General features: G+C 37.2%; 13 protein-coding genes. 12 read left to right on the forward strand and 1 reads right to left on the reverse strand.

Going from position 1 to position 12,432, the window contains the following annotated elements:
* The first annotated feature begins 40 nt into the window (after nt 1-40).
* From PSE83_RS08250 to PSE83_RS08300, 11 genes are all read left to right on the forward strand, one after another.
* A complete protein-coding gene (locus PSE83_RS08250; RefSeq protein ID WP_004256069.1) occupies nt 41-1,759 on the forward strand; it encodes an urease subunit alpha in 1,719 nt (572 codons plus the stop codon).
* Nucleotides 1,760-1,821: 62 nt separating this feature from the next.
* The gene (gene ureE / locus PSE83_RS08255) at nt 1,822-2,484 is read left to right on the forward strand and encodes an urease accessory protein UreE (protein WP_036957902.1); all 663 of its coding nucleotides are present in this window, start codon (nt 1,822-1,824) and stop codon (nt 2,482-2,484) included.
* Nucleotides 2,485-2,513: 29 nt separating this feature from the next.
* A complete protein-coding gene (locus tag PSE83_RS08260; RefSeq protein ID WP_036957901.1) occupies nt 2,514-3,200 on the forward strand; it encodes an urease accessory protein UreF in 687 nt (228 codons plus the stop codon).
* 29 nt (nt 3,201-3,229) lie between these two features.
* Nucleotides 3,230-3,862 carry an urease accessory protein UreG gene (gene ureG, locus PSE83_RS08265; RefSeq protein WP_036957900.1) on the forward strand — a complete coding sequence of 211 codons (633 nt, stop codon included), beginning with the start codon at nt 3,230-3,232 and terminating at the stop codon, nt 3,860-3,862.
* A gap of 2 nt (nt 3,863-3,864) precedes the next feature.
* Nucleotides 3,865-4,830 carry an urease accessory protein UreD gene (locus PSE83_RS08270; RefSeq protein WP_164565372.1) on the forward strand — a complete coding sequence of 322 codons (966 nt, stop codon included), beginning with the start codon at nt 3,865-3,867 and terminating at the stop codon, nt 4,828-4,830.
* 170 nt (nt 4,831-5,000) lie between these two features.
* The gene (gene yut, locus PSE83_RS08275) at nt 5,001-5,990 is read left to right on the forward strand and encodes an urea transporter (RefSeq protein WP_004256061.1); all 990 of its coding nucleotides are present in this window, start codon (nt 5,001-5,003) and stop codon (nt 5,988-5,990) included.
* A 30-nt stretch (nt 5,991-6,020) separates the two neighbouring features.
* A complete protein-coding gene (locus PSE83_RS08280; protein ID WP_004256060.1) occupies nt 6,021-7,196 on the forward strand; it encodes an ion channel in 1,176 nt (391 codons plus the stop codon).
* A 100-nt stretch (nt 7,197-7,296) separates the two neighbouring features.
* Nucleotides 7,297-8,532: an SLC13 family permease gene (locus PSE83_RS08285; RefSeq protein ID WP_004256059.1), complete on the forward strand. Its 1,236-nt coding sequence runs from the start codon at nt 7,297-7,299 to the stop codon at nt 8,530-8,532.
* 18 nt (nt 8,533-8,550) lie between these two features.
* Entirely contained in the window at nt 8,551-9,150 is a 600-nt protein-coding gene (locus PSE83_RS08290; protein ID WP_004256058.1) for an ATP-binding cassette domain-containing protein, read from the forward strand.
* 149 nt (nt 9,151-9,299) lie between these two features.
* On the forward strand, nt 9,300-9,680 hold the full coding sequence (gene crcB / locus PSE83_RS08295; RefSeq protein ID WP_004256057.1) for a fluoride efflux transporter CrcB: 381 nt from the start codon (nt 9,300-9,302) through the stop codon (nt 9,678-9,680).
* Nucleotides 9,681-9,692: 12 nt separating this feature from the next.
* Nucleotides 9,693-10,070 (forward strand): CrcB family protein, encoded by a 378-nt coding sequence (locus PSE83_RS08300; protein ID WP_004256055.1) that lies wholly within the window; start codon nt 9,693-9,695, stop codon nt 10,068-10,070.
* Nucleotides 10,071-10,477: 407 nt separating this feature from the next.
* Here PSE83_RS08300 and PSE83_RS08305 read toward each other — a convergent pair whose 3' ends face one another.
* Entirely contained in the window at nt 10,478-11,488 is a 1,011-nt protein-coding gene (locus PSE83_RS08305) for an FUSC family protein (RefSeq protein ID WP_004256054.1), read from the reverse strand.
* Between the two features lie 795 nt (nt 11,489-12,283).
* Between PSE83_RS08305 and tssD the strand changes: the two genes are divergently transcribed.
* Nucleotides 12,284-12,432: type VI secretion system tube protein TssD (gene tssD / locus PSE83_RS08310; RefSeq protein WP_141395937.1), on the forward strand; the 149-nt coding region annotated here is incomplete at its 3' end.

Genomic DNA, 12,432 nt, shown 5'->3' on the forward strand with positions numbered 1-12,432 from the left:
ATAAATAACAATTCACCTTCTTCACATTAAGGTAAATAACATGCCAAAAATTTCTAGACAAGAATACAACGGTTTATTCGGGCCAACAGTTGGCGATAAAATTCGTTTAGGCGATACTGACTTATATATTGAAATCGAAAAAGATTTACGTGGATATGGCGAAGAGTCTGTCTATGGTGGTGGTAAATCTTTACGCGATGGTATGGGCGCGAATAATACTTTTACTAGCGATAATGGTGTTTTAGATTTAGTAATTACTAACGTCACCATCGTCGATGCGCGTTTAGGCGTGATTAAAGCGGACGTGGGGATTAAAGCGGGTAAAATCGTTGGTGTCGGTAAAAGTGGTAACCCAAATATTCAAGATAACATTACACCGGGCATGGTTGTTGGGGTATCAACAGATGCTATTTCTGGTGAACACTTAATTTTAACAGCTGCGGGTATTGATACTCATATCCATTTAATTTCTCCGCAGCAAGCTTATGCGGCGTTATCAAACGGTGTGACAACCTTCTTTGGCGGTGGTATTGGTCCAACAGATGGAACTAACGGTACAACAGTAACCGCAGGTCCTTGGAACATGCGTTCTATGTTACGTGCAATCGAAGGCTTACCAATCAACGTGGGTATTTTAGGGAAAGGCAACTCTTATACGCGCGAACCATTGATAGAGCAATTGGTTGCGGGTGCAGCGGGTCTGAAAGTGCATGAGGACTGGGGCGCAACAGGGAACGCTATCCGCCATGCGCTACGTATTGCTGATGAGTTTGATGTACAAATTTCTGTGCATACAGATAGTTTGAATGAAGGTGGTTATGTTGAAGATACCATCGAAGCATTCGAAGGCAGAACTATCCACACTTATCACACTGAAGGTGCAGGTGGTGGACATGCTCCTGATATTATTAAAGTTGTTAGCCAACCTAACGTATTACCAAGCTCAACAAACCCAACATTACCGTTCGGTGTTAACAGTCAATCAGAGTTATTTGACATGATTATGGTATGTCATAACTTGAACCCAAATATTCCGTCGGATGTTTCATTTGCAGAAAGCCGTGTTCGCCCTGAAACCATTGCAGCAGAAAACGTACTACATGATATGGGTGCTATTTCGATGTTCTCAAGTGACTCACAAGCGATGGGGCGTGTGGGTGAAAACTGGTTACGTATTGTTCAGACTGCCAACGCGATGAAAGCTTCTCGTGGCAAGCTACCTGAAGATGCACCGGGCAATGATAACTTCCGTGTTCTACGTTACGTGGCAAAAATCACTATTAACCCAGCAATTGCTCAAGGTATCAGCCATATCTTAGGCTCGATTGAAGTTGGGAAAATGGCCGATCTCGTATTATGGGACCCGCGTATGTTTGGGGCTAAACCTAAACTGGTTATTAAAGGTGGTATGATCAACTGGGCTGCAATGGGCGACCCAAATGCTTCCTTACCAACACCACAGCCAGTTTTCTATCGCCCAATGTTTGGTGCGATGGGTAAAACTGTTAATGACACTTGTGTGACTTTTGTTTCACAAGCCGCATTAGATGATGGTATTAAAGAAAAAGCAGACCTTGAACGCCAAGTGATTGCTGTCAATAACTGCCGAGCGATCGGGAAGCGTGATTTAGTGCGTAACGGTGAAACACCAAATATCGAAGTTGATCCTGAAACTTTTGCTGTAAAAGTGAATGGTGAACATGCAACTTGCCAGCCGATTAGCGAAGCCGCAATGAACCAACGTTATTTCTTTAGCTAATTGTACATGTTTGGATTATCTGCCTGCCAGTGGTGGGCAGAATTAACATAAAAGGTAATATTATGATCATTATTGAACATATTCTTGGCAATGTTAAAAAAGACCCAATGTGGCAAGCACGCCAGAAAAATGCCGATGTTGATACGTTGATCCTCGATCAACGAGAAGCACAGAAAAGCCGCTGTCGAAAAAATACGGAAAAAGGCCAAGACTTGGGTATCGCGCTGGACAGAAACGTCTTGTTATCTGATGGCGACGTTCTGCTATTTGATGAAGCCACCAACACAATGACGGTAGTTCAGATCTCTTTACGTGACGTCATGATGGTCAATTTATCCCACCTGAAAAACTTGAGCACAGAAGAGCATATTCGTATTAGTTTTGAATTAGGGCATGCTTTAGGAAACCAACATTGGAAAGCTGTTTTAAAAGGTGATCTTGTTTACGTGCCATTAACGGTAAGTGAAAAAGTGATGGGATCAGTGATGCGTACACATGGGTTCGGTGAAGAAACATTTGCCTTTGTGAAGGGTGAAAGCATTTTACCTGAATTGAGCCACTCTGAAGCACGCTTATTATTTGGTGGTGCAGAGGAAACGGATACGCATGTTCATGTGGAGTTAGGACAGATCCACGGACACAACCACAGTCATGATCACAGCCATGGACACGATCACAGTCATAATCACCATCATGACCATGGGCACACTCATACACACAAATAACGTTCGTGTCCATGAGTAAGGAAAGTGATATGGAAGCATCTGACCTAATTAGAATTATGCAGTTTGGTGATTCAGCGCTGCCAATTGGTGCGTTCACATTTTCAAATGGGGTTGAATCCGCCATTCAAAAAGGTGTTGTCCACGACAAAGAAACGCTGAAATCCTTTGTTCACACGTCTTTGAAGGTCGCAGCACATTCAGATTGCATTGCGATTGTGGCGGCACATCGTGCCGTTCTTGCACAAGATCATGACGCATTAGCGAAGATTGATTGGGCAGTGCATAATCGCAAATTGAATGAAGAAGCGCGAATAATGACGACTCGAATGGGAAAAAAACTCGCTGAAATCTCAGTTCATATTTTTGATGACCCACAAGTGAGTGGGTGGCTTGCGAAAATCAAAGCCAATGAGGTTCCAGGGACCCAGCCAGTCATACAAGCCATTGTTATGGCGGTACAAGGGATCACCGAAAGAGATGTTGTTGTGATGCATCAATATGGTATTGCCATGACAATCTTAAGTGCCGCGATGCGATTAATGCGTATCACACACTATGAAACACAGCATATTCTTTTTGAATTAAATGAAGAAATTAAGGCTTTTTGTGACATCGCAGCCTGTGGTGATATAGAGCAAATGTCCTCATATGTTCCTGTTATTGATGTCTTAGCTGCGGTACACACTAAATCGTTTGTTCGTTTATTTATGAATTAGCGAACAACTAAAAATTTTGGGGAAAAATGATGAAAAAAATGACTCGGATCGGAATTGGTGGGCCTGTTGGTTCAGGAAAAACAGCCATTATTGAAGTGATCACCCCGATCCTTATTGAAAGAGGCATTAAACCACTAATCATCACAAACGATATTGTGACGACCGAAGATGCGAAACAAGTAAAACGTACCTTGAAAGGTATTCTTGATGAAGAGAAAATTTTAGGTGTTGAAACCGGGGCATGTCCTCACACTGCGGTACGTGAAGACCCAAGTATGAACATTGCTGCAGTTGAAGACATGGAAGAACGTTTCCCTGATAGCGACGTGATCATGATTGAAAGCGGTGGAGATAACTTAACATTGACCTTTAGCCCTGCACTCGCGGACTTTTACATCTATGTTATTGATGTGGCTGAAGGTGAAAAAATCCCACGTAAAAATGGCCCAGGCTTAGTACAAGCTGATATTTTAGTTATTAATAAGATTGACTTAGCTCCTTATGTTGGTGCTAGCCTTGAAGTGATGGAGCATGACACTAAAGTTGTTCGTGGGGAGCGTCCTTACGTACTAACTAACTGTAAAACAGGGGAAGGGGTTGTTGAGCTAGTTGATATGATCATGGATAAATTCCTCTTTACGCACCAAGTTCCAAGGGGGTAAAGATGACGAATTTCAGGGCAGATATAGCAAATACTCCAACGCGTGTTAAAGCTCATATTTTAGGCAGCAATGCCCCTGAACTCGCCGCATATCAAGATGAACCGAAGCAAATGCAAAGTGGTGCTGTGGGTAAAAGTGGTTACCTAAAATTAAGGTTTGCTCAGGGAGAATATCGTAGTGAGCTGGTGGAAATGGAGCGTCGTGTTCCCTCTTTAGTGCAAAAAGCACTGTATTGGGATGAATTGATGCCCCAGCTACCCTGCGTCACTATGATCTCTACCTCTGGTAGCTTATTACAAGGTGATAGGCAAGCCCTTGATATTATAGTTGAAAAGGGGGCTTGTGCTCATGTGACAACGCAATCTGCGACCAAAGTTCATATGATGGAAGCGAACTATGCTACTCAGTACCAAAATATTATTGTTGAGGAGGACGGGTATTTAGAATATTTACCCGATCCTATCATTCCTCACCGTAATTCTCGGTTTATTACTGACACGCGGATTAATATTCACCCAAGTGCAACGATGATTTACTCAGAAATATTGATGTCAGGACGAAAGTATCATCATCCTGACGAACAGTTTGGCTTTGATGTTTTCTCATCACATATTCGAGCGGAGTCATCGTCCAATAAAGAATTATTTGTTGAGAAATACATTTTAGAGCCAAAAAAATCACCGCTAAACATTACCGCAGTTATGGATAGCTTCGATACGTTTGGCAATGTGATTTTATTGACACCTAAAATTCACCATGAACGTATTTTAGAACGTCTAGATGCGATATATGACCCGAAAAATGAAATTGCTTTTGGTGCAACTCAATTACCGAATGATTGTGGATTAATATTTAAAGCGTTGGGTGTTGATAGTCCAAAAGTAAAGGATGCTGTTAGGTATTTTTGGCAAATAGCGAGAGAAGAAATATTAGGTATTTCGCTACAAGAGCCTTTTTTATGGCGTTAAATATGGTTCGATGTATTAAATGTATCTTATTGCATTTAATACAATGTGGTAATGATTGTCATAAAATGACTGAAATAACCTGCTAGGTTATCAAGGTAATTTATTAATATATTATCAGTAGAGTGATTTTTATAAATTCTCTACTGATATTCCTATTAAGGAATTTCACGATGGAAAAAATAATAAATCAGAACGCTTGGAATAAGTTAGCCAGCAAAAATATGACGATTCAATTTATTGATGTCGTCTTGCGTGGATGTGCTCAAGTTATGTTTCAAAATAACGCACTAACCGGACTTCTATTTTTTATTGCGATTTTCATCGGTGCGTTTTTAGAAGGAATGCCACAAGTCGCTTTAGGCTGTTTGTTAGGTACCGTTGTCGCTACACTGACAGCTTATATTAGTAAATTAGATACTGAATCGTTGCGCTCGGGGCTTTATGGTTACAATGGTTGTTTAGTGGGTGTTGCATTACCGACTTTCTTAGAGAATACCCCATTTGTTTGGGTAACTATCGTATTGGGGAGCATCGTTTCGGTTATAGCGACTATCTCTTTAATGGATTTTCTTAAGAATTGGAAAGTTGCAGCATTAACAGCTCCTTTTGTTTTAGTATCATGGATTATTTTGCTCGCGAGTTACAACTTCTTAGGTATTGAAGGCGTTGCATTACCGACTCCTGCACTACCTAAACAACTTATTGAACCTATTGGATTAATTCCGCATAGCGATCTGGTTGCTGATGTTTTCCGTGGTATTTCTGAAGTTTTTTTACTTAGTAGCATGATTGTTGGCATCATCTTTGTCATTGGCTTAGCGGTTAGTTCTATATGGGCAGCGATATTTGCGGTATTTGGTTCTCTTCTTGCCTTTATTGTTGCAACTCTTTTAAAAGGTGACTTTGCGAGTATTCATACAGGGTTATATTCGTTTAGTGCTGTATTAACTGCAATTGCTTTAGGTTCTACCTTTAACAAGCCGAGCTATCGCGTGGTCGTCTATGCCATCGTTGGTGTGATATTTACCGTATTTGTTCAAGGGGCACTCGACATAATTCTTGAACCATTTGGTATTCCGACCTTAACGATGCCATTTGTTCTCGCATCATGGTTATTTCTAGTACCGAACCAAGATATTATGCCTAAACATCGACAGTAATATTGGCACTAAAACTTTTGGTACTCAATTATGAAAAAAAATGCAATATATAAATATATTCAAAATATGAGAATGCTACGCTTAGTGCTCGCATTATTAATACTTGCTGATGGGATATTGATTATTCTCCCCATCATCTCAACTTATGATCTTCATTTATATCCTCAACATCTAGGTTTTGTTGATTGGCTACAATCATTAGGGCTGGTTAAATTATTAGATATTCCAAGGTTTGCTATTGGCGTTGTACTCATTATTCTTGCTATTCCTATTTATTTAGGTCTACGTATCGGTTGGTTATTTAGCTGTTTTATGCTGTTCATTATCATGTTAATTAACTTGGTATTAGCAAGAGAAAATGTCCTGACTGGAACTTTTTCACTAATCGTTCTGATTATTGCTGTTGCAAATTGGAAAGCATTTAATCGCCATAGCTTATCTGGTGCAGGCTTTGTTGCTTTCATGAGCTTAAGCGTACTATTGGGTTATTCTGTATTTGGTACTTTATATTTAGGCGAGCAATTTCAACCCCATGTTACTGACATCTCATCTGCATTCTATTTTGCTTTGGTATGTATGACGACGGTGGGCTTTGGTGACATTATTCCGATTAGTGTTGAGGCAAGACTGTTTACAATTTCGATTGTTATTTTAGGTATTACAATTTTTACAACCTCTATTGTGTATTTTCTAGGGGTATTTGCAAAAAGCACACAAGAAATTGTTAAGAAGAGATTATTCCGTATGAAAAACCACTATATTATTGTTGGCGCAAGCCCTTTAGCTTTAAACACCTACCACGGATTAAGAAAGCGTGACTTAGACGTCATGGTACTTTGCCATGAAGATCAAAAAAAGAGCTATCCAGATAATGCGCAAGTTATTACCACGGAACAAATCAATAAACATGCATTAAATAGTGCTAACTTAGGTCAGGCAAAAGCCTTATTTATTCTTGGTGGTTCTGATTCGGAAAACACCATCTCTATGTTAGCTGCGAAAGAAATTGTCGGTGGAAATATTAAAAGCGTCATTGCTGTAAATGATGATAAAAATTACGAAAATATGCAGCTATTACATGCAGATTTACTTATTTCGCTTTCATCTTTAGGAAGTGAAGTTTTGATTAAAATGATCTTTGGTGAAAACATTAATAACCAAGTGATGGAGAATATTATTTTTTCAAACAACATATTAGATTCGTAATATGCTGGGGGGCCCAATGGTAAAATTGCTACTTGAGTATCTACAGTTTTATCATTTATACGAAGAAATAAAAATATAGATAAGAGATAGAGAGTTTATTATGGATCTAACCGTTATTATTTTTATTTTAGTGTATGTCGCAATGGCTTTTGGGACTTTTCCAGGGATTAAAATTGACCGTACTGGCGCATCTGTAGCGGGCGCATTAGCCATGATAGGGTTTGGGATTATCTCGCCAAAATTATCTTGGGATGCAATTGATTATAGTGCAATTGGGCTATTATTTGGCTTAATGGTGGTATCTGCATCATTTACAGTATCCGGTTTTTATCACCAAGCGGCACAAAAAGTGGCGAGCTTAAATATTAGCCCTCCTAAATTAATGGCTGTTTTTATTATTGTTGGGGCACTTCTTGCTTCGGTACTTACAAACGATATTGTGGTGGTGGCGATGACACCTTTATTAGTTTCCGTCACATTATCCCGTGGGCTTAACCCTATTCCATTTTTACTTGGTTTTTGCTTTGCGGCCAATAACGGTGCTGCAGGATCTTTAATTGGTAGCCCTAAAAATATGGTTGTGGCACAAGGATTGGATTTATCTTTTATTGGAATACTCAATATTACAGCCATTCCAGTCTTATTTTCAGTTCCCATTGTATGGTGTGTGATTACCTTGCTTTATCGTAATCGTTGGTATTTATCTGAAGACAAAAAGTCATCAATGCCCAATGTTGAGCCTTCGATTATTGAATTCAATTGGTGGGAAACGATAAAAGCCGCTACGGTTTTATTTATTGTTATTTTGGCGTTTTTATTTAGTGATTTTCCGCGTGAGCTTGTTGCATTATCGGCAGCCTGTTTTTTATTGTTAAACAGAAAAATAGCATCCAGTGACATGTTAAAGCATGTTAATGGTGACTTAATTCTTCTAATGATGGGCCTATTTATTATTAATACCGCATTTTCCAATACAGGTATCCCTCAGGAGGTATTGCACTACTTATTGGGTAAAGGTATCGATCTAAATAGTCCTATTACGTTATTTTTGGTCACCATCGTGATGAGTATTTTTGTAGGGACAACACCAACGGTGATTTTATTAATCCAGTTTGTTTACCCCCATGGAAATGTTGATTTGTTAGGTGCTGCTTTAATTTTAGGTGCTTGTTTTGCAGGTAATATATTTATATTTGGCAGTATTGCTGGGATTATTGCTGTTGAACAATCCTCAGCTCATGGTATTAAAATATCGTTTTTAGAGTTTACAAAATCAGGCGGTATTATTTCCATTATTTGTATTTTTATTGCTGTTGTTTGGTTATCCATCTATTAGCTTATAGAGAGTTTCAGTATGTTTGAAGTCAAAAACTTATGTATAAAGCAAGATAACCGTACATTATGGGATTCAGTGTCATTTTCACTGAATAAAAATGAGCGTCTAGGGATTTCAGCACCGAGTGGTTTTGGTAAAACAACATTAGGTCGTGTATTAGCCCAATGGCAAATGCCTACGCAAGGCGATGTGCTATTTAATGGAAAAAAATTAACTCAAAAAGGGTATTGCCCTATTCAGTTAGTTCCTCAGCACCCTGAAAAATGTTTTAACCCTTATCGAACAGTCGGTGAAAGTGTGAAGGATGCTTGGGAGCCTGATCCATACTACCTTGAACGGTTGTTTATTAAATCAGAGTGGTTGGCTAGAAGGCCCAGTGAACTTTCTGGTGGTGAACTTGCTCGAATTGCCTTATTAAGAGCATTAGACCCAAGAACAAAAGTTTTAATTGCAGATGAAATTACTGCACAATTAGATGCGCATCTGCAGAAAGATATATGGCAGTTTTTAATTCAACTTTCTGAAGAAAGACCATTATCGATGATTGTTTTTAGCCATAATAAATTTCTATTGGAAAAGGTGTGCACCTCGATTTGGAATATGGCCATATCAGAATGAACTGTTTTATAAGGCTAAATAAAATTACGGGTCATTTAATATTATCATATAACGACTAGTGATTAATAATGTTGAATTAATGTGTGTAATTTAAATTTTATTTTAAAAATGATGTCTTTAATTTATGATATTAAATAGAGAGGACCGCAATGGTAGCTATTGATATTTTATTAGTTGGCTCAGGTGGCGGTATTGGTTCACTACTTCGTTGGTGGATTGGTCGCCTGGTGGGGGAACGTTATCATGGGACGTTTCCATTATCCACATTCATTATTAATATTTCTGGCGCATTTGTTATTGGTTTTTTAAGCCGTTATTTTGCGATCGATTGGGATGACCGTTATGGGACATTTCTTCAATCAGCGGTTTTAACTGGGCTACTAGGTGGCTATACGACGTTCAGTAGTATGCAACTTGATGCTTTAAAATTGACTCAAACTAAACAAAAATTACTCGCACTATTTTACTTATTACTTTCGGTTTTATTTGGGTTAGCTGCGGCATTTATTGGTGCTTGGTTAGCAAACTAACAGGGGCTAAAAATGAATATTATGATCTTAGTTTTTATTGGTGGTGCAATTGGGGCAATTTCCAGAGAACTACTGATGGTGTCTGTTCCTACCATTAATAATCATTTCCCTCTTGACATATTCGTAGCAAATATTGTTGCTTCCTTATTATTGGGTGTTGTTGCAGGCTTACTTATGAGAAATAAAATAAGCCAAGGGATGAATGCCTTTTTAGCTACGGGGATCATGGGAGGATTATCGACATTTTCTAGCTTCGTTTACGGTGCAGTAGAAATAATGAAGTCTCCGCAGTTTTTATTGGTTGGAATGAGTTATTTGGTTTTAAGTATCGTTATTGGATTTGTTGCTATTTATATCGGATATTCAGTAGGTAATAGACAATACAGTTAGCTCTCATGCTGATATTTTAAAATTTATAAGTGAGTAAGAGGTTTTTGATATGAAAATAGGTAAATCAATATGGCATGGGATCACTTCAAAGCCTTATAGATTACAATTATTATTTGATATAATGCTTTTAATATTATCACCCGTGATCTTCATAAGTATAATTGGATTTGATACTAAAACTCTAGATATGGATGTTTTTATTGTTACATTAGTTATTTTGATTTATATTTACATTACACGTTGGTTTAGCCATTGGTATTGTAAGAGACGTGAAAATAAATAATGTATATGCGACAATTTGATAAAGCCACATTCACTTTTTTATCATAACTTGCGTTTGTTATGGTCTAAAAAGAGGGGAAGCTTCATGGTTTATTAAGAAGAAGCTTCCCTATTTTTCCTTGCTATTAATCTATAATTTCACTTTTCTTTATAGTTCTAAAAATGTTTAAAACTAAACTAGCAAGGATTGCAATAGCACCACCAATAAATGTCTCGTATGCCCTTGATATCGGTAATAAGTAACTTGGATCATGTAAAAATTGAGTTTCTTCAAGAAGAAGCAGAACAAAAACAGTAATAGAAAATGTTTTTAGTAAATAATTTAAACGAAAAAGTGTTGGAATGAAAAATACAATTAAAGCTAAAACTGCTAAGTAAATATAAGTTTCCTTTGATTTTGTTATGCTAAACATGGAAATGACAAAAACAGCCGCTAATAGGCTTCCTAAAAATCTAAGTAAAGTAACCTTTATTATATGCATTTCTTTTGGATGGAGTAACATAATGAATGTCAGGGGAGCCCAATAAGGTTTATATAAATTTAGATAGTCAGGTATTGAAAGGCTTAAAAATAGGAAAAAACTGAACAAGAAAGCTCGTATATATATTTTTTCGTCACTATGATATATTTCTTTTGAAAATAATCCGTTTTTAAATGCATGACTTTCAAAATTTTTATGTTTTAGTAAGCTAAAAATAGTTAGACTAATAGCAATCCCTGAGATATAGGCGATTGGCAGGTCAATGCTAATAGAGTCAAGTGTTGTTCCCATGGAAGAAAAGATAATTAAAAATGGAAATGTACGGTCTAAGTAATCATCTTTTTTATAAAATAGATAATAGCAATATGATAAGATAAATAAGTATATATAAAAATAAACTGTTAGCTTTAGTATAAAGCCAATGCCCCCACCAACGATGACCAAACATAATAAAAAAAACACATAAAAAATATTACTACTATCAGGTTTTGTATCATAAACGATATTAGAGAATAGAGTTGTTAAAAGACCAAATGTTCCACCAATGACACCAAATAAAAAAAAGCAGGCAGTTGAATTGACTATTGCGGTAATCAAAAAAACTCCGTTATTTCTAAAACTGATATATTTATTTTTTTTACTTATAACTTTCATATTGGTCGCTCATTTTGTCTTTTTTAGTCGTTTTTTATCATGTTTTAATCGAATTATATCATAGGCTAACGCATTTTTTATATATTACGATATTTAGAATCTGATGAGATACGGGGATTTAAGATTATAAATATTGGTTCTGAGGAAGATCGAGAATAACAAGTGACGGGCAGGCCACAATCAACGCCATCTTTCTTATAATCGGAACAGATTGCTAGTTGAATGCGATAAAATTCACAGGGTATTGAATGGGATAAATAAGATTAGAATTCCTTTTTCCTCATCGGCAAATTGGCTGCTCACCGATGAAAATTATCTGTTACACCTTAAGTGAAACTAATCACTATTAATTTGAGATTAGCAGATAATTACACTGCCAGCTTAAGCTGATAATTTTATTAGTAGTGAAGATAACTTGAGTTTTTTGTTTTATTTATATTAAATCATATAGTTATGATGGTTTTGTAGATTGAAATATTTGGTTACATAGTTTATTTCTATGTACATTAGAACTTACTGGGCTTATCGCAGTTTGGTCTATTTTTTGTTCGATGATAATTCGGTTATGATTCATTTTTAGTGTTTTTCTGAAATTATATAGCGATATTTCAACCAGTTTACGCTAAGTCACTTATCCTAGGGAGATACAAAAAGGCCGCTAGGTTTACAGTCTATCCATAAGCTTTTATTATCCTTAACTCAAATCTTACCGTGCGCACTGGCTGAGATGACGGAAATTAACAGTTAATTATATTTACTTAACTCAATTTGTCATTCTTGATAAAGGATATCGCTATGCCAACTCCATGCTATATTTCCATTGAAGGAAAAACCCAAGGCAACATCACTGCCGGTGCATTTACTGCCGATTCAGTGGGTAACATCTATGTGCAAGGTCATGAAGACCAAATGTTAGTGCAAGAGTTTTCTCACGTTGTGACTGT

The organism is Providencia sp. PROV150 (assembly GCF_028481025.1).
GTDB lineage: Bacteria > Pseudomonadota > Gammaproteobacteria > Enterobacterales > Enterobacteriaceae > Providencia > Providencia hangzhouensis.